Raw genomic sequence first — 17,889 nt, 5'->3', positions numbered from 1 at the left:
GCTCGGCGCCTGATCCGGCGAGATGTCCTGATGCGGCAGCCGCCGCGGCGGGCATAGACTCGCCGCCACCGACCCGCACCCGTCAGGAAGTGAGAGCCGTGGGCACCACGGTCTTCGAGCGTCATGCTCCCGCCGCATCCGCCGTCGATCACGCTCTCGCCGGCTCGCGGCACGCCGTGTTCTGGCTCGACGGCCTCGCCCGGCCCGAACGACCGCGGCTGCGCGGTGAGGTGGATGCCGACCTCGTCGTGGTCGGCGGCGGCTACACCGGGCTGTGGACCGCGCTCCGCGCGAAGGAGCGTGATCCCGGGCGCCGCGTCGTCGTGCTCGAGGCCCGCACGGTCGGCTGGGCGGCGTCGGGCCGCAACGGCGGGTTCTGCGAGGCGAGCCTCACGCACGGGCACGAGAACGGCATCCGCCGCTGGCCCGAGGAGCTCGACGAGCTGGAGCGGCTCGGCCGTGCGAACCTCGACGCGATCGGCGACACGATCGCCCGCTACGGGATGGACGCGGAGTTCGAGCGAACGGGAACGCTCTCGGTCGCCGTCGAGCCCCACCAGATCGCCTGGCTCTCCGACGAGGAGGGCTTCCTGGATGCGGACGCCACCCGCGCGCTCGTGAACTCGCCGACCTACCTCGCCGGCGCCTGGGAGCGGGAGGACACGGCGCTCGTCCACCCGGCGAAGCTCGCGGCCGAGCTCGCCCGCGTCGCCGAAGAGCTCGGCGTCGAGATCTTCGAGCACAGCCGGGTCGCACGTCTGGACGAGGGCGGCGTGCACACGGAGCACGGTGCGGTGCGGGCGGCACAGGTCGCGCTGGCGACGAACGTCTTCCCGTCGCTGCTGCGGCGCAACCGCCTCATGACGGTCCCGGTCTACGACTACGTGCTCATGACCGAGCCGCTGACGGCGGCTCAGCACGCCGAGATCGGTTGGGAGGGACGGCAGGGCGTCGCCGACCTCGCCAACCAGTTCCACTACTACCGGCCGACCGCGGACGGGCGGATCCTGTTCGGGGGCTACGACGCGGTCTACCACCCGGGCGGTCGGGTGCGGGCACGGTACGAGGACCGTCCGGCATCGTTCCGCACGTTGGCCGCGCACTTCCTGACGACGTTCCCGCAGCTCGAGGGGATCCGGTTCACGCACCGATGGGCGGGCGCGATCGACTCGTGCTCGCGGTTCTGCGCCTTCTTCGGCACGGCCCGCGGCGGTCGCGTCGCGTACGCCGCCGGGTTCACGGGGCTCGGGGTGGGCGCGTCCCGGTTCGGGGCGGACACGATGCTCGATCTCCTGTCGGGTGAGCGTACCGAGCGCACGGCACTGCGGATGGTGCACGAGCGGCCGGTGCCGTTCCCGCCCGAGCCGGCCGCATCCGTCGGCGTCAACCTCGTGCGGTGGTCGATGGACCGTGCCGATCACGCCGAAGGCCGCCGCAACGCGCTGCTGCGGACCCTCGACGCGCTCGGGATGGGCTTCGACTCCTGACCGGGGCCGCGCGCGTCGCTCGGTCTCGCGCTCGGCCGGGGCCCGGCCCTCGGCTGCGGCCGCGCCCTCGGTCCGGCTCCCGCGCTCGGCTGGGGCGTGCCCTCGGCTGGGGCCGCACCCTCGGCTGGGCCGTGCCCTCGGCTGGGGCCGTCCTGCGGGGATCGTGCACGACACGCCGCGAACACCACTCCCAAGACCGCGTGTCACCCACAATCCCCGCCGTTGCGGACAACACACCACCCGAGCGGGACCCGACATCCCCGCCCGAGCGGGACCCGACATCCCATCCCCGTCCCCCAGTCCCCCACCGTCCGGCGGGGAACGTGCACGACACGCCGCGAACACCACTCCCGAGACCGCGTGTCACCCACAATCCCCGCAGTTGCGGACAACACACCACCCGAGCGGGACCCGACATCCCCTCCCGAGCGGAGCACCGCCGACCCGCCGGCCACCGGCCACCGGCCACCGGCCACCGGCCACGCTCCCGCCGGTGTTCATAACTCAGGCTATTCGGCCGGTCGGGCGGCTTCCGGGCCGTCGGCCGGGCATTCTGCATGAGTTATGCGCGCCGCCGGGCGAGCACCGCGAGGTGCAGGGCGGTCTGGGTCTCGCCGTCCTCGAGCGAGACGCCGAGCAGCCGCTCGATGAGTTCGAGCCGCTGGTAGAACACAGACCGGGACAGATGGGATGCCGCGGCCGCCGCCGTGCGATTTCCGGGGTGGGCGAGCAGGGCCTCCAGCACGTCGATGAGGTCTCCGCCGCGGCGGAGGTCGTGGTCCACGAGCGGCGCGAGCATGCGCTCCCCGTGCGCGAGCAGCCGGTGGTCGCCCGCGAGCTCGCCGATCAGCCGCGAGAGCGGACGGTCGTTGGCACGCCGGATGCGTTCTCCGCCGCCCTGCACGAGCGCCGCGGCCTCGCGCACCGATGCGAGTCCGCCGTCGACCTCATCCGCTGCCCGCCCGATCGCCACCACGCCGCCGGCGATCGCGGCGAGCCGACCGGCGGCAGCCGCGTCCATCGCCCCGCCGCCACTCGCCGACCCCCGCGCAGCGACCGAGCCCCGCGAACCCCGCGAACCGACCAACCCGGCCGAGCCCCGCGAACCCCCCGAACCCGCCAAACCGACCGAACCCGCCAACCCCGCTGAACCAGCCGAACCCGCCGAACCGACCGAACCCGCCAAACCCGCCAACCCAGCCGAACCCGCCAACCCCGCCGAGCCCCGCGAACCCGCCAAACCCGCCAACCCCACCGAACCGACCGACCCCACCGCACCCACCGCACCGGGCACGGCCAACGACACGAGCGCCAGCGTCGCCTGGGCGCCGACCGAGACGATGGCCCGCGCGCCGGGCGGCAGGGCGGCGACGACCGCCGCTGCCTCGACCGGCGGGCGCAGCGCGATGCCGACGAGCACCCGGCCGTGCACGGGGAGGCCCGCCGCCTCGAGACGCGCCGACACGGCGGACTCGTGCGCGAACCGTCCCTCGAGCAGGGCGTCGAGCAGCCGCCCCTGGCCCATGCGGTCCCACTCCGCGGTGCCGCCCTCGGCCAGCCGGCCGATCGCGAGCGCGATGGCGGCCTGTTCGAGCACACTGCGCCGCCCCGCGGGATGCGGCGGGCCCGGCAGGGCGATCAGGCGCCCCCATCGCGATCCCCGCGCCTCGACCGGCACGATGACCAGATCGGTCCCCCAACGGGAACGCTCGACCCAGCCCTCGAGCGACGCCTCCTCCGCGACATCGGCGAAGGCGGCCACGACGACCCGGTGGGCGAGGTCCTCGAGCACGACGCCGCACCCGAGGGTCTGGGAGGCCTGGCGCACGACGTGGTCGGTCGGCGCTCCCCGCAGTGCGAGCGCCGTGAACCGTTCCCGGACCTCGTCGCGGGCGGCGAGCGCGGCCGTCTGCGCGGCGATGATGCGCGCGTGGACCGCCTCCGTGACGGCGACGAACCGCACCTCGCGGTGCAGCGCGACGACGAGCAGGCCATGTTCCTCGGCCGTGCGGGCGAAGGCGGGCGGGACCGCCGCGAAGCGCGTGCCGAGCTCGAGCACGATGCCCGCGACATCCGCCGCGATGAACCGCGCGGCGAGGTCGGCGAGGGCGTCCTCGTCCTCCGGCCATGCCGAGCCGGTCGTGAGCACGAGCTCGCTCCCCTCCAGCAGGCGGGGGACGTCGGGGTTGTCGGAGGCGTGCACCCATCGCACGGGCGCGTCGAGGCCCGCGCTCCCGGCGACGACGTCCGGCATCCCCGCCCGCAGGACCTCGAGTCCGAGCACGTCGCGCACGGTCGGCTGCACCGCGTCCGGACGTTCTGTCCGGATCATGCCGGTTTCGCGACGGTCGGACACTCCACTCCCCTTCCGGCTGCTGCGATGCTGGGCTTCACGTGCCACGCACGTCTCGATCATTCTGTCCGAATCCAGCATACGGAGGCCGCTATGACCACGATCCGCCACTACATCGCGGGCGAGGAGACGGGGGATGCGGCGCGCACCGCGCCCGTCTACGATCCGGCGACGGGAGAAGCCGCGAAGCAGGTCGTGCTCGCCGACGCGGCACAGGTCGAGCAGGCGATCGCGGCGGCGAAGGCGGCGCTGCCGGCCTGGCGCGCGACGGGCCTGGTGCGGCGCGCGGACGTGTTCTTCCGCCTGCGCCAGCTGCTCGTGGAGCGCAAGGACGAGCTGGCGGCGATCATCACGAGCGAGCACGGCAAGGTGCTCTCGGACGCCGCCGGCGAGATCAGCCGGGGCCTCGAGAACGTCGAGTTCGCCGCGGGGCTCGTGCACCTGCTCAAGGGCGAGCACTCCGAGCAGGTCGCCCGCGGGGTCGACGTGCACTCGGTGAAGCAGCCGGTGGGCGTCGTCGCCGCCATCACGCCGTTCAACTTCCCCCTCATGGTGCCGCTGTGGATGACTGCCTCCGCCATCGCCTGCGGCAACACGGTCGTGCTGAAGCCGAGCGAGAAGGACCCCTCCGCGGCGGTCGCGATCGCGAAGCTGTACGAGGAGGCGGGCCTTCCCGCGGGCGTGCTCAACGTCGTGCAGGGCGACAAGGTCGCTGTCGACACGCTGCTCGACTCCCCCGATGTGCGCGCCGTGAGCTTCGTCGGCTCGACGCCCGTGGCCCGCTCGATCTACGAGCGCGCGAGCGCCGCGGGCAAGCGCGTGCAGGCCCTCGGCGGGGCCAAGAACCACATGGTCGTCATGCCGGACGCCGATCTCGAGGGCGCGGCCGACGCCGCCGTCTCCGCGGCCTACGGCTCCGCGGGCGAGCGCTGCATGGCCGTCTCGGTGCTGGTCGCGGTGGGCGAGGCCACGGCCGACGCGCTCGTGACGAAGGTCGCCGAGCGCATGCGCGCGCTCGTGATCGGGCCGGGCACCGACCCCGCGAGCGAGATGGGGCCGCTCATCACGCGCGAGCACCGCGACAAGGTCGCCTCGTACGTGGCAGGCGCCGCGGCCGAGGGCGCCACGGTCGTCGTCGACGGCACCGAGGCCGAGTTCGCCGGCGACGGGTTCTTCCTCGGCACGAGCCTGGTCGACCACGTCCGCCCCGGCATGAAGGTGTACGACGAGGAGATCTTCGGCCCCGTGCTCTCGGTCGTTCGGGTGGCGAGCTACGAGGAGGCGGTCGCGCTCATCAACGCGAACCCGTTCGCGAACGGCACCGCGATCTTCACCCGCGACGGCCGCACGGCGCGCAGCTTCGAGGTCGACATCGAGGTGGGCATGGTCGGGGTGAACGTGCCGATCCCGGTCCCGATCGGAGCGTATTCTTTCGGCGGATGGCGCAACTCGCTGTTCGGCGACTCGCACATCTACGGTCCCGAGTCGGTGCACTTCTACACCCGCAGCAAGGTCGTGACCTCTCGTTGGCCCGAGCCCAGCGAGTCGCAGATCGACCTCGGCTTCCCCAGCAACCACTGATCAGAGCTCTCGGAGGCAGACATGACCACGACCGACACCCAGACGGATGCCGAGGCCACCGTTCGCGCGAACGACCGGTCCCACGTCTTCCACTCGTGGAGCGCGCAGGGCGCGATCGACCCGCTGCCCGTCGCGGGCGGCGAGGGGAGCGTGTTCTGGGACTACCGCGGCAACCGCTACCTCGACTTCGGCGCCCAGCTGGTCAACCTGAACCTCGGGCACCAGCACCCGGACCTCGTCGCGGCCATCCAGGAGCAGGCGGGCCGGCTCGCGACGATCCAGCCGGCGATGGCGAACGACGTCCGCGGCGAGCTCGCCCGGCGCATCGTCGAGGTCGCGGGCGAGTCGTTCCAGAAGGTGTTCTTCACGAACGGCGGCGCCGACGCGAACGAGAACGCCGTGCGCATGGCGCGGGCGTTCACGGGGCGTCGCACGGTGCTGTCGATGTACCGCAGCTATCACGGCAACACGACGACGGCGATCACCCTCACGGGAGACCCGCGACGCTGGGCGAACCTGCCCGGCGACGCGGCGGTGACGCACTTCTTCGGGCCGTACCCGTACCGCTCGCCATTCCATTCGGCCTCGCCGGAGGAGGAGACGCAGCGCGCGCTCGAGCACCTCGAGCAGGTCATCGTGCTCGAGGGAGCATCGACGATCGCGGCGATCCTGCTCGAGACGATCGTGGGCACGAACGGCGTGCTGGTGCCCCCGCCGGGCTACCTCGCGGGAGTTCGCGAGCTGTGCGACCGCTACGGCATCGTGCTGATCGCCGACGAGGTCATGGTCGGCTTCGGGCGTACGGGCGAGTGGTTCGCCTTCCAGGGCCACGACGTCACGCCGGACCTCATCACGTTCGCGAAGGGCGTCAACTCCGGGTACGTGCCGCTGGGCGGCGTCGTGATCTCGGCCGAGATCGCACGGTTCTTCGACGACCGCGTGTTCCCGGGCGGCCTCACCTACTCCGGGCACCCGCTGGCGTGCGCGGCGGGCGTCGCGACGTTCGAGGTGTTCGAGCGCGACGGCATCCTGGCCCATGTGCGCGACCTCGGCGAGCGGGTCGTCGCCCCCACGCTCGCGGAGTGGGCCGAGCGGCATCCCTCGGTCGGCGACGTGCGCGGGGCGGGCCTGTTCTGGGCCGTCGAGCTCGTGCGCGATCGGGAGACCCGTGAGCCGCTCGTGCCGTTCAACGCGGCGGGGGCGGATGCGGCACCCATGGCGGAGTTCGCCGCGGCGTGCAAGCGGGCGGGCCTGTGGCCGTTCACGCACTTCAACCGCACGCACATCGCGCCGCCGCTCGTGATCACGGAGGAGGAGCTGCGCGAGGGCCTCGCGATCATCGACCGCGCGCTCGACACCACCGACGCCCACGCGCGCTGACCCGGTCGCCGCCGCTCCCGCCCGCACCCGGGCGCGGGGCGGCGGCGCGGCTCACGCGGGGGCGAGCGGCACGGCGGCGGTGAGCACGACGTCGCTCCCGCGCTGCGTGAGGCGGGGCGCGCCCGGCAACCGGGAGAGCCCCTGCCCGCGCCCGGAACGCGCGTCGCGCAGACGGCCGGGCGCCGCGACCTCCACCTCCAGCGAGGGATGCTGCGGCGAGCCCGATCGACGCAGCTCGACGGTCGCCTCGCGCGCCGCGGAGTGCTTCACGGCGTTCACGAACGCCTCGCTCACGACGTCCGCCACCTCGCGCGCCCGCGCGCGATCGCGCAGCGCGTCCGCCGCGGTGTCGTCGATCTCGCAGTCGATCTCGAGCACGTGCGACCAGGCGGAGAGCAGGGCCGCGAAGGGGTCCTCGTCGCGTGTGACGGTCTGCGGGACCACGGCGTGGTCGAGTGCACGGTAGACGGACGACACGAACTGCGCCGTCTGGGCGGGCGTGGCCGGGTCATCCTCGAGGGATGCCGCGAACACGACGCAGCGCCCCTGCACCTCGCCGTGCAGCACGGTCGCGGCCGCGTGCAGCAGCTCGGCGGGCGTCTGCGGCGAGACCGTGGAGCTGCCGCGGTACGCGGTCAGCGCCTGGGTGAGCCACCGCCCCTCGAGCCTCGCTCGGAGCACCGCGCCTTCCGCGACCGCGATGAGGGCGTTGAGCAGGAGCATGGTCGGGAACACGATGATGACCACGAGGTCCCGGCTGACCAGCAGCATGAGCACGGTGACGACGGCGGCCGTGACAGCGGGCACCGCGAGGAGGACGAGACCGCGGGAACGCGGGGAGCGCCCCCGGATGAGCCGACGGGTCAGGAGGTCTCCGCACGAGGGCAGCACGAGCAGGATGCCGCCCAGGCACAGGAGCATCGGCGCGGCCATCGTGTGCAGGGCGTAGGGCACGGAGGCCAGCAGGCAGAGCAGGCCGACCAGGCCCACCGGCGGCGGCGCCAGGCGCGCCGCGAGCGGCGTCCGAGGCGGATGCTGGAGCTCGGCGGAGCCGGCCCGCACCTCGAGCTCGTGGCTGCGGGCCCTGACCTCCTCCGAGTATCCGCGGACCCGATCGAAATCGACGACGACCGTGCGGCCGAGCAGGGCCGCGGCTCGGTTCCGGAGCGCGCCGACCGCAAGCACGATCTGCTCCCGCGCCGCCCGCATGGCCGGTTCCCCGGCCGCGGGGGAGCCGGCCAGAGCGCTCATCGCCTCGCGCAGCCGGCGGGTGACGCCGGTCGCGGAGTCGACCGCGTCCACCGTGACGGCCACGAGCGAGAGCAGCAGCACACCGCCGATCACATTGGTCCCGATGCGCGTGCCGAGGTTGCCGATCACGAGCGCCGGGTTCAGCCATCCGAGCAGGAGGTCGTTGATCGGGGGCCGCACGCCCGACACCACGACCACCACCGCGAGCACGAGCCCGGCCCGCACCGCGGGCGAGGAGAGCCGCCGCTCGGCCCAGGCGCCGGGAAGGATGAGGACCACCTGGATCACCCAGCTGAGGGCGGAGACCGCGATCAGCAGCGGGAGCTCGTCGACGCTGTGGATCCTCGAGTAGACCCCGAGCACCGTCAGGGCGATCGGGAAGGTCACGAGGGCCGACCACCGCGTGAAGAAGCGCCCGCCGGAGACGACGTTCCACCAGCGCCCGAACGTGGCACGAACCCCGGCGCGGTCGGGGCGCGGGTGCGCGGGGTCGCCGAGCTGCCGCCCGTCGCCGCCGGCCGGCACGTCGGGTGCGTCCGCACCTCGACCCGCACGGCCACGAAACGGTCGGCTCACGCCACCGTCCTGCATGATCTTCCCCCCGCGGTCTCGGGGCACCGCTGTCTGCCGCTACTCTAGCCCGGCCCGATGCGGGGAAGGGCCATGCGGGCGAGCCCGAAAACGCCGTCCGACCGGGGACGCTGTCCGAGATGCGCGCCGCGGGATGCGGCTACAGCCCGGCGAGCGCCTGATCGAGATCGGCGAGCAGGTCGTCGGCGGACTCGAGGCCCACCGAGAGCCGCACGAGCTCGACCGGGACGGCGAGCTCCGTCCCGCGGACGGAGGCGTGGGTCATCTCGTCGGGGTAGTTGAGGAGCGACTCGACGCCGCCGAGCGACTCGGCCAGCGTGAACAGCCGCGTCGACTCGGCGAAGCGCCGTGCCGTGGGGCCGTCGGCGAGCGAGAGCGAGACGATGCCGCCGAAGCCCGTCATCTGCTGCGCGGCGAGGTCGTGACCGGGGTGCGCCGGGAGGCCCGGGTAGTAGACGTGCGCGACGCGATCGTGGGCGTCGAGGAAGCGGGCGACCGCGTCCGCGTTCTCGCTGTGTCGCTGCATGCGGACCGCGAGGGTCTTGATGCCGCGCGAGGTGAGCCACGCGTCGAGCGGTCCGGAGACCGCGCCCGCGGCGAACTGGAGGAAGCGCACCTGCTCCGCGAGCGCGTCGTCGCTCGTGACGACGGCGCCGCCGACGACGTCCGAGTGCCCGCCGAGGTACTTCGTGGTGGAGTGCACGACGACGTCGGCGCCGAGCGCGAGCGGACGCTGGAGGGCGGGCGAGGCGAAGGTGTTGTCGACGACGACGAGGGCGCCGGCCGCGTGGCCGAGGCGGGCGAGTCCGGCGATGTCGCTGACCTTCAGAAGCGGATTCGACGGCGTCTCGACCCACAGGACGCGGGCGGGCCGCTCCTCGAGGGCGGCGGCGACGACGTCCAGATCGCTCATGTCGACGACGCGGAGGCGGACCCCCCACGGCGCCAGGAGGCGCGCGATGAGCCGATAGGTGCCGCCGTAGACGTCGCTGCCGAGCAGCACCTCGTCGCCCGGGGCGAGCACGGCGCGCAGCAGCGCGTCCTCCGCGGCGAGGCCGGAGGCGAACGAGATGCCGTGCGCTCCCCCCTCGATCGCGGCGAGCTGGGTCTCCAGCGCCGTGCGCGTCGGGTTGCCGCTGCGCCCGTACTCGTAGCCGCCGCGGAGACCGCCGATGCCGTCCTGCGCGTACGTGGAGGAGAAGTGCACGGGCGGGATGACGGCCCCGGTCGTGGGGTCGAACTCCTGACCGGCGTGGATCGCGAGGCTGTCGAAGCCGAGGGCGGGGCCGTCGTTGCGCGTCATCGTTCTGCTCCTGCGGGGGTGGGGGCGGGCGATCCGTCGGCGAGGAAGCCGTGCTCGCGCATCCAGTCGTCGTCGTACAGCTTGCTGAGGTAGCCGCGGCCGTGGTCGGGCAGCAGCACGACGACCGTCGCATCGGACGGGAGGCCGCGCGCGACCCGGAGGGCGGCGACGACGGCCATGCCGCTGGATCCGCCGACCAGGAGGCCCTCCTCGCGGGCGAGGCGGCGCGTCATGGCGAAGCTCTCGGCATCCGTCACCCGCTCGTAGCCGTCCACGACGGCCGGGTCGAACGTGTCGGGGAGGAAGTCCTCGCCGACGCCCTCCACGAGGTAGCCGTGGATCGGGCCGCCGGAGTAGATGGAGCCTTCGGGGTCGGCGCCGATGACGGTGACGGCGCCTTCGGAGACCTGCTTGAGGTAGCGGCCGGTCCCACTGATCGTGCCGCCCGTGCCGATGCCGGCGACGAAGTGGGTGAGCTGCCCGTCGGTGTCGCGCCAGACCTCCGGACCGGTGGTCTCGAAGTGGCCCCGCGGGCCGTTCTGGTTCGCGAACTGGTTCGGCTTGAACGCGCCGGGGATCTCGCGGGCGAGCCGGTCGGAGACGCTGTAGTACGAGTCGGGGTGCTCCGGCGGCACGTTGGTCGGGGTGACGACGATCTCGGCGCCGTAGGCGCGCAGCACGGCCGTCTTCTCGCCCGCGAACTTGTCCGGGACGACGAAGATCATGCGATAGCCGCGCTCGATCGCGACGAGGGCGAGCCCCACGCCCGTGTTGCCGCTCGTGGGCTCGACGATGGTGCCGCCCGGCTGCAGCAGGCCGTCGCGCTCGGCGGCGTCGATGATGTTGCGGGCGATGCGGTCCTTCGCGGACCCGCCGGGGTTCATGTACTCGAGCTTGGCGAGCACTGTCGCGGCGACGCCGTCGGTGACGTGCCGGAGACGGACGAGGGGGGTGTTGCCGACGAGGTCGGCGACGCTGTTCGCGTAGCGCATGAGGGTGTCCTGTGGTCTGAGGCGCCCCGGAGCGGGGACGCGAGGTCGGTGTCGGTGAGAGGGCCCCGCGAGCGCGGGGCGTCGTTCAGCGACAACAGCGACAGGTCAGCACGGGATCGACCCTACACAAGCACTCCGCCGTGTTCCAGTCGATGACCTCGCGGGTCAGTGGACAGCGGCGTAGTCGTGGGTCAGCGCGACGTAGACGAGCATCCCCGCGGCGACCGAGACGACGACGAGCACGCCGTAGGCCCACCAGGGGTAACCGGGCCGGACCGGCGACGGCTTGATGGCGGAACGGGGGGTTTTCTTGCGGGTCATGTGGTGTGTGTCTCCGTGTCGAGGATGCGGGCGGGGATACGGAAGGTCGCTAGGGGCTGGCCGCACGCGGCAGGCGGAGTCGGGCGACGAGTCCTCCCCCGCCCCGCGTGACGAGGAGGACCTCTCCGTTGTTGGCCCGCGCGACCTTGCGGGCGACGGGCAGGCCCAGTCCGATGCCGGCGACGGCGTCGCGGTGCGCCGCGGATCCGCGGTAGAACGGCTCGAACACGTGCTCCTCCTCGGAGTCGGGGATGCCGACGCCCTCGTCGAGCACGTCGATCACGACCGACTCCCCCTCGGCACGGGCATGGACCTGCACCGTGTGCGGCGCTCCGGAGTGCCGTGTCGCGTTGCTGACCAGCTCGACCAGCACGCGTTCGGCATCCCGCATGTCGGCGAAGGCGAACGCCGGCTCCGCCGGTGCGGCGAGATGCACGGCGCTGCGCGCCCCCACCGCGGCGAGGAGGCGCGCGACGTCGAAACGCGTCGGCTGCATCGGCACGTGCGGGCTGGCGGCGTCGTGGAGCGCCGCCACCACAGCGGAGAGCCGGTCGGCCGCACGCAGGATGTCGACGGCGCGGCGGCGCGTCTCCGGCGACGCCTCGGCGGTCGTCTCGAGGAGCAGGTCGGCCTGGCCGACGATGATGCTGAGGGGCGTGCGGAGCTCATGGCTGGCCGTGCGCAGATAGTCGCTGCGGGAGTCGAGCGCCTCCGTGAGCGCCGTCACGTCGTGGGCGATGACGAGCGTCCCGATGCGCTCCTCGGCGGGGGCGACGATCGGCTGCATCGTGAGCGAGACGACCCGCTCTACGCCCTCGGGGCCGATGCGGACGGGGATGCCGGACGGGAAGCGCTCGGCGAAGGTGTCGATCGCGAAGTCGATGGCCTCGCCGTCGAGACCTCGCGCGAGGATGCGGTCGTACCCGCCGGGCATCGGTCGGACGCCCGCGAGAGCGGCCAGACGGTGCGTCGCCTCGTTCGCGCGGAGAATCCGGCCCTTCTCGTCCAGGACCGCGATCGCATCCGTGGAGCTCTGCAGGATCGCATCGAGGGCCGCCGTGGAGGCATCGTTGCGCTGCAGCAGCTGCCGCAGCAGGGTGCCCGAGCTCATGGCGCGGCGCTGCACCGTGCGCATCCAGGCCGCGACGGCGGCGCACGTGAGCGTGAGCAACGCGCAGTTCACGACGAGGAGCGCATTGCGCCACCCGTCCTCGACGCTCTGCGTGGCGACCTCGACGAGGATCGTGGCGGCGGCGAGCACCGCCCCGCCGAGGAGCGCGACACCGTACGAGAACCCGACCCAGAGCCACACGAGCGGAAGCACGACGGTGAGCGTTCCCTGCACGAGGGTCTGGATCAGATCGTGGCGGAGGAAGGGCCAGAGCAGCAGGTCAGCGACCGGCGCGACGGCGAACAGCGCGTGGTGGGTGTGCGCGAGCTGGCTCCGCCAGGCCCAGGTCACGAGAGCCGTGAGGGCGACGACCGCGAGCAGCATGCCGGGGTACCAGGCGGAGAAGCCGCCGCCGGTGACCCACCTGACGGCGGTCGCCAGCAGGATCGACGCGAGGAACGCCCATTGCAGGAACGGCTGCGTGCGGAAGATCCTCTCGATGTCGGCGACATCGTCGGGGGAACCAGCGACCGGCGACGCGCTCCGGCGGACCAGACGACCCCTGACCATATGGTGTGCCCGACCCTTCCCCCCGACGCAGCCCCCAAGGCCTCGTCTTCATCCGGTGTCGCCTGCACCCGCCACCCGAGGTGGCCGGCATACCCTCAGTGTGAGTGCACGCCGTGACCCCCTTGCGGAGTCTCATCCCGGATTCATCCAGCGCCCCCCCGCGATTCACCCGCATCCTCGTTCCTGGATCGTGCTCCGGCGGCACCCGGGGGTCGCTCATTTGAGGTTTCACATGCTGTGGCAATAGACCTGTCGTCATGCTCGCGCAACCCGAACCTGCCGAGCCCCACCGCTCTCCGCCCACGGACGAGGACCGCGATCAGGTCTACCGGCTCACGGACGCGGCATACTCGGAGGTGGGGGCGCAGCCGGCGAGCGCGGCAGCAATCCGTGCGGTGTCCGCGGTCATCGCCGAGATCGCTCCCGCGTCCTCAGACGACCCTGACACGGAGCCGGCCGCCGATGAGGAACCGGGGGACCACGTGCTTCGGGCATTGACACGGATGGCGACGGCACGCCAGCGTGGCGACTTTCCGCGCGCCGTGGAGCTCACCAAGGGGCTGCGGGCGATTCGGCCGACGCTCGCACCCCCCTCGATCGCCGGAGCGGTGGCCGAGCAGTGCGCCCTCACCTACCTCCTGACCGGCGACTCCATCACGGCGCTCGTCGAGCTGGCCGCGTCGAACGCGCTCAACGCGCAGGTCCCCCAGATGCGGCGGCGGAGCCTGCTGCTGTCGTCGATGGTGCACTCGATGCGCGGAAACCTGCGCGAGGCCGGACAGCGCCTGCATGCGGCGCAGCTGATCGGCAGCGTGCCGTCGCCGCCCCACACCCCCAGCACCGGGTGGGAGTCGCTGGCCGCGGGCATGCTGCGCATCGAGTCGGGGGCACGCGGCGACGGCACGCGCACCGCGCCGCTGCCCGAGATCGAGGGCATCGGCGAGCTGTGGCCGCTGGCGATGCTCGCCCACGGCCGCGAGTCCCTCATCGCCCACTCTCCGCTCGGTGTCATCGAGTCGGCGGAGTTCGCGCTCCAATGTCATACGACGCACGGACCGACCGCCCTCTCCGCCGCGTGCTGGCTCCTCGTCTACGGGCACCTGGGTCTCGGCGACATCCGGCGCGCGGAGGCAGCCGTGGCCGAGTACGCCCAGGAGGGACGAACGGTGAGCATCCTGGCGCGGGCGCGACTGCTCCTCGAGCAGCAGCGACACGAGGAGGCGAGAGATCTCGCGGACTCCGTGCTGGGGCGGCGCGCAGCGTCGGTCTCGGTCAAGGGCGAGGCGCTGCTGCTGCGGATCTGGGCCGACTGCCTCATCGATGGCCGATCCGACCCGCTGCGCCGGTCGGTCGCCGTCCGGCTCGCGACGCACAGCGGCCTGCTGCGCCCGTTCGCGCAGGTGCCGCGCTGGCTCATCGACGAGATCGCGGATGCGGTGGAGGGGGAGGCGAGGACTCGGTTCCGCGCGGCCACCGAGGATCTCGCCGTCTCCGCCTCGTGGCTGCCCGGGGAGGAGCTGAGTCCTCGCGAGAGGATCGTGCTGCGCGCGATCTTCGAGCACGAGTCCGTCGCCGACATCGCCAGCGCCCTGTACGTGTCGCCGAGCACGGTCAAGAGCCAGCTGAGCTCCGTCTACCGCAAGCTCGGCGTGCACTCCCGCACCGCCGCGATCGCGGCCGCCGTGCGCGCCGGCCTGCACCGACCCCTGGACGGATGAGTCGAAGGAACCGGCGCCGCGGGAGCCTTCGCGGGGAGACCGCGACGCCGGCACGATCCATTCGAGCACATGCACGCCGCGCCGCACGCGGCGCGGGCGGATTTTCACCCGCGGTTTGACCCGATCTGACCCCCGAACGGGGGTCGAGAAGCGGTACGCGGGAGCACGTTCCCGTTCACCGTCCGGAAACACTCGCTATGGCAGGATGAACGAGACATCCGGACATCCCGGGTACCGACACCGGAGAGGCGTCATGGAGCTCAGCGACTACATCCGCGTCCTGCGCAAGAACTGGCTCGTGATCGTGGTCATCACCCTCGTCGCTCTCGGCGCCGCGGCGGGATATTCACTCACCCGTACGCCGCTGTACGAATCGCAGTCGACCGTGGTCGTGTCGACCTCCGGCGGCGGAACTGTACAGGACCTGCAGCAGGGCAACACGTTCACGCAGGCACGAGTGACGACCTACGTGAACCTGGTCACCAAGCCCGTCGTCATGAACAAGGCGATCGCCCAGCTCGGGCTCGGCGTGACGGCCGAGGAGCTCGCGCCGAACGTGACCGCGTCCAACACGCTGAACACGACCCTCATCACGATCTCGGTCAAGAACGCCAACGCGGTTCTGGCCGCGGACATCGCCAACGCGCTGGCGGCGAGCCTCACCGACGCGGTCCAGGACATCGAGCCCTCGACCGACGGCTCGATCCCGGTCAAGCTGACGCGCGTGCAGGACGCGCTGCCGGGCACGACGCCGGTCAGCCCCAACGTGCCCCTCAACCTCGCGCTCGGAGCCCTCATCGGACTGGCGATCGGCATCGGCGCGGCGGTGCTGCGCACGGTGCTCGACAACAAGGTGCGGTCGGTCCGCGACATCCACCAGGTCACCGACCGCCCGATCATCGGCGCGATCCCTTACGACCCGAAGGCGCAGGAACGGCCCATCATCCTGCAGGCCGACCCCCACAACACCCGCTCCGAGGCGTTCCGGGCCCTTCGCACGAACCTGCAGTTCCTCGAGATGGACGGCGGACACACCTTCGTGGTGACCTCCAGCATCCCGAGCGAGGGCAAGTCCACGACGACGGTGAACCTCGCGATCGCCCTCGCCGACGCGGGCAAGCGCGTGGCGCTCATCGACACCGACCTGCGCAAGCCGAAGGTCGCGGAGTACCTCAACATCGAGGGCGGCGCCGGTCTCACCGACGTCCTGATCGGACGCGTGAGCGTCGGCGACGTGATGCTCCCGTGGGGGCGGCGCCCGCTGTTCGTGCTGCCGGCGGGCAAGGTGCCGCCGAACCCGAGCGAGCTGCTCGGATCGAAGCAGATGACCCAGCTCCTCGATGCGATCTCCGCGGACTTCGACGTCGTGCTGCTGGACGCGCCGCCGCTGCTGCCGGTGACGGATGCGGCGATCCTCGCCAAGCAGACCACGGGGGCGCTCCTGGTCGCCGCCGCCGGCCGGGTCACCACCGGCCAGCTGGGCGGGGCGGTCACCGCGCTCGAGACGGTGGAGGCGAACATCGCCGGCGTCGTGCTCTCGATGGTGCCGACGCGGGGTGCCGACGCCTACGGGTACGGCTATGGGTACGGCTACGGCTATGGCTACGGGTACGGCGGCTACGGCACGTACGGTGTCACGACGCCGGAGCCCAAGACGCGCCGCAAGGACCGCCGCGCCGCCGCGCCGGCCGAGGCGGAGACGCCGCCGCCGGCCGTCTGACTCGCGGTCGCGCGCGCGGCGCGAGTGCGGGTACCGTGGGATCACCGCATCCCGCGGCGAGTTCCCCCCACTCCGCCGGCCGATGACCCCTTGATCGGCACGCTGACCGACCGCAGGAGGACGGCGCGATGCCCGGACCCCGCCCCGCCCGCCCCGCCGAACACCGCATCCCCCGCTGGGTCACCGGCGTGATCGTGGCCGCCCTCGCGGTGGTCGTGATCGCGCTCATCGTGCTCGCGATCGCCCGCACGAGGGCGGAGCCGGCGACCGGGACCCCCGCGCCGATCCCCCCGTCCACGGCGACGCCGCAGCGGTCGGCGACCCCGACGCCCACACCGACTCCCACCCCGACCCCGTCGGCCACGAACAGCGTCGACTCCGCGGCGCCCGGCGCCGCGGAGCGCTTCCTCGCGGTCGGCACGTCCACTCTGTGGCGCGCGACAGCGGGATCGTGCGGCGGGACGGCCCCCGTGCTGGAGCGCTCCGCCGACGCGGGCGCGACCTGGGTCGACGTGACGCCGGGGTACCTCGGCATCGGCCAGATCCTGGGGCTCGACCCCTTCGCGGGCGACCAGGCCCAGATCGTCGCGCGGGTGGGTGCGGGCTGCGAGGTGCAGGCACTGCGGACGTTCACCGACGGCAGCTTCTGGCAGTCGTATCCCGAGGTGCTCGCGGCATCCACGTATGTGAGCCCCGTCGACACCGCCTCGGTCATCACCCCGACGGGCCCCGTCGCCGCCCCGTGCGCCACGGCCTGGGGGGTGCGGGCCCTCGACGGTGCGACCGGCGTGGTGTGCGACGGCACGGCCTACGGGCTCGTCAACGGGGCCTGGACGACGGTGGCGACGGATGCGGTCGCGGTCGCCGTGCGGGATCGCACCGTGATCGCGGCGCACGCCGCGGGCGGCTGCAGCGGCCTGATCGTCGGCTCCGCGTGCACGGGGCAGGAGCCGCCCTCCGCGCCCGCGGCGATCGCCGCCGCGGGCGGCACCGTGTACCAGTGGATCGGCGAGCGCGTCGTGACGGTGCCGGCCGCCTGATCGGGCGGATCCGCCCTGGGGCCCCTGCCGCCGGGCCAGACTGGAGGCATGACGACCGACCAGATCATCCCCGACGGCTACCGGTACCTGCTGGAGGGGCCGTTCTACGGCAGCCTCGGCACCATCCGTCCGGACGACACCGTCCAGGTGACTCCGATGTGGTTCGCCTTCGACGGCGAGCGGGTGCGCTTCACCCACACGCGGAAGCGGCAGAAGTACCGCAACCTGCAGCACAACCCGTCGATGGCGTTGTCGATCATCGACCCCGACGATCCGTTCCGCTACCTGGAGGTCGCGGGCCGGCTCGTGGAGGTCGTGCCCGACCCGGAGGGCGCCTTCTACGTGGAGCTGCAGAACCGGTACGGCAACCCGAGCACGACTCCCCCGCCGGACGCCGCGGAGCGTGTCGTGCTCGTGATGTCGATCGAGCGCGCGACCAAGCAGTGACGGCTCCGGGACCCGGGGTCGGCG

The 17,889-nt window shown here is 72.7% G+C and carries 13 protein-coding genes; 7 read left to right on the top strand and 6 right to left on the bottom strand.

What is annotated here, in order from left to right; genetic code table 11:
- The first annotated feature begins 98 nt into the window (after positions 1 to 98).
- The gene (locus tag QE381_RS13210) at positions 99 to 1,487 is read left to right on the top strand and encodes an FAD-binding oxidoreductase (protein ID WP_307218857.1); all 1,389 of its coding nucleotides are present in this window, start codon (positions 99 to 101) and stop codon (positions 1,485 to 1,487) included.
- Positions 1,488 to 2,049: 562 nt separating this feature from the next.
- On the opposite strand, the gene QE381_RS13205 is transcribed toward QE381_RS13210, so the two are convergent.
- Positions 2,050 to 3,819, bottom strand: a complete 1,770-nt coding sequence (locus tag QE381_RS13205) for a PucR family transcriptional regulator (protein ID WP_307218855.1) — start codon at positions 3,817 to 3,819, stop codon at positions 2,050 to 2,052.
- Positions 3,820 to 3,933: 114 nt separating this feature from the next.
- Between QE381_RS13205 and QE381_RS13200 the strand changes: the two genes are divergently transcribed.
- Both QE381_RS13200 and QE381_RS13195 read left to right on the top strand, forming a co-directional pair.
- Positions 3,934 to 5,421, top strand: coding sequence for a CoA-acylating methylmalonate-semialdehyde dehydrogenase (locus QE381_RS13200; RefSeq protein ID WP_307218854.1), 1,488 nt, complete (start codon positions 3,934 to 3,936; stop codon positions 5,419 to 5,421).
- Positions 5,422 to 5,442: 21 nt separating this feature from the next.
- Positions 5,443 to 6,801 (top strand): aspartate aminotransferase family protein, encoded by a 1,359-nt coding sequence (locus QE381_RS13195; protein WP_307218852.1) that lies wholly within the window; start codon positions 5,443 to 5,445, stop codon positions 6,799 to 6,801.
- 51 nt (positions 6,802 to 6,852) lie between these two features.
- Here the strand turns inward: QE381_RS13195 and QE381_RS13190 are convergent, their stop codons facing one another.
- From QE381_RS13190 to QE381_RS13170, 5 genes are all read right to left on the bottom strand, one after another.
- Positions 6,853 to 8,628 (bottom strand): hypothetical protein, encoded by a 1,776-nt coding sequence (locus QE381_RS13190; RefSeq protein WP_307218850.1) that lies wholly within the window; start codon positions 8,626 to 8,628, stop codon positions 6,853 to 6,855.
- Positions 8,629 to 8,782: 154 nt separating this feature from the next.
- Complete coding sequence (locus QE381_RS13185; RefSeq protein ID WP_307218848.1) at positions 8,783 to 9,946, bottom strand: cystathionine gamma-synthase; 1,164 nt, start codon at positions 9,944 to 9,946, stop codon at positions 8,783 to 8,785.
- Positions 9,943 to 10,938, bottom strand: a complete 996-nt coding sequence (locus tag QE381_RS13180; RefSeq protein ID WP_307218846.1) for a PLP-dependent cysteine synthase family protein — start codon at positions 10,936 to 10,938, stop codon at positions 9,943 to 9,945. The genes QE381_RS13185 and QE381_RS13180 overlap by 4 nt, the downstream gene beginning before the upstream one ends.
- 165 nt (positions 10,939 to 11,103) lie before the next feature.
- A complete protein-coding gene (locus tag QE381_RS13175; RefSeq protein WP_307218845.1) occupies positions 11,104 to 11,259 on the bottom strand; it encodes a hypothetical protein in 156 nt (51 codons plus the stop codon).
- A 49-nt stretch (positions 11,260 to 11,308) separates the two neighbouring features.
- A complete protein-coding gene (locus QE381_RS13170) occupies positions 11,309 to 12,940 on the bottom strand; it encodes an ATP-binding protein (RefSeq protein WP_307218843.1) in 1,632 nt (543 codons plus the stop codon).
- Positions 12,941 to 13,197: 257 nt separating this feature from the next.
- Here QE381_RS13170 and QE381_RS13165 point away from each other — a divergent pair, with 257 nt between their 5' ends.
- The 4 genes from QE381_RS13165 to QE381_RS13150 all read left to right on the top strand — a co-directional run bounded on the left by QE381_RS13165 (position 13,198) and on the right by QE381_RS13150 (position 17,865).
- A complete protein-coding gene (locus tag QE381_RS13165; protein ID WP_307218841.1) occupies positions 13,198 to 14,658 on the top strand; it encodes a LuxR family transcriptional regulator in 1,461 nt (486 codons plus the stop codon).
- A 253-nt stretch (positions 14,659 to 14,911) separates the two neighbouring features.
- Positions 14,912 to 16,378, top strand: coding sequence for a polysaccharide biosynthesis tyrosine autokinase (locus tag QE381_RS13160; protein WP_307218839.1), 1,467 nt, complete (start codon positions 14,912 to 14,914; stop codon positions 16,376 to 16,378).
- 128 nt (positions 16,379 to 16,506) lie between these two features.
- Positions 16,507 to 17,418 carry a hypothetical protein gene (locus QE381_RS13155; protein ID WP_307218838.1) on the top strand — a complete coding sequence of 304 codons (912 nt, stop codon included), beginning with the start codon at positions 16,507 to 16,509 and terminating at the stop codon, positions 17,416 to 17,418.
- Between the two features lie 48 nt (positions 17,419 to 17,466).
- On the top strand, positions 17,467 to 17,865 hold the full coding sequence (locus QE381_RS13150) for a PPOX class F420-dependent oxidoreductase (protein WP_307218836.1): 399 nt from the start codon (positions 17,467 to 17,469) through the stop codon (positions 17,863 to 17,865).
- The last annotated feature ends 24 nt before the right edge of the window (positions 17,866 to 17,889 follow it).

Source organism: Microbacterium sp. SORGH_AS_0888, assembly GCF_030818905.1.
GTDB lineage: Bacteria > Actinomycetota > Actinomycetes > Actinomycetales > Microbacteriaceae > Microbacterium.
This window is presented reverse-complemented; position numbering and strand designations above follow the sequence as displayed.

Coding starts and splice junctions, on each gene's coding strand:
- QE381_RS13150 (WP_307218836.1), top strand. CDS start 17,467: ATGACGACCGACCAGATCATCCCCGACGGCTACCGGTACCTGCTGGAG.
- QE381_RS13195 (WP_307218852.1), top strand. CDS start 5,443: ATGACCACGACCGACACCCAGACGGATGCCGAGGCCACCGTTCGCGCG.
- QE381_RS13185 (WP_307218848.1), bottom strand. CDS start 9,946: ATGACGCGCAACGACGGCCCCGCCCTCGGCTTCGACAGCCTCGCGATC.
- QE381_RS13170 (WP_307218843.1), bottom strand. CDS start 12,940: ATGGTCAGGGGTCGTCTGGTCCGCCGGAGCGCGTCGCCGGTCGCTGGT.
- QE381_RS13200 (WP_307218854.1), top strand. CDS start 3,934: ATGACCACGATCCGCCACTACATCGCGGGCGAGGAGACGGGGGATGCG.
- QE381_RS13155 (WP_307218838.1), top strand. CDS start 16,507: ATGCCCGGACCCCGCCCCGCCCGCCCCGCCGAACACCGCATCCCCCGC.
- QE381_RS13165 (WP_307218841.1), top strand. CDS start 13,198: ATGCTCGCGCAACCCGAACCTGCCGAGCCCCACCGCTCTCCGCCCACG.
- QE381_RS13205 (WP_307218855.1), bottom strand. CDS start 3,819: ATGATCCGGACAGAACGTCCGGACGCGGTGCAGCCGACCGTGCGCGAC.
- QE381_RS13175 (WP_307218845.1), bottom strand. CDS start 11,259: ATGACCCGCAAGAAAACCCCCCGTTCCGCCATCAAGCCGTCGCCGGTC.
- QE381_RS13160 (WP_307218839.1), top strand. CDS start 14,912: ATGGAGCTCAGCGACTACATCCGCGTCCTGCGCAAGAACTGGCTCGTG.
- QE381_RS13180 (WP_307218846.1), bottom strand. CDS start 10,938: ATGCGCTACGCGAACAGCGTCGCCGACCTCGTCGGCAACACCCCCCTC.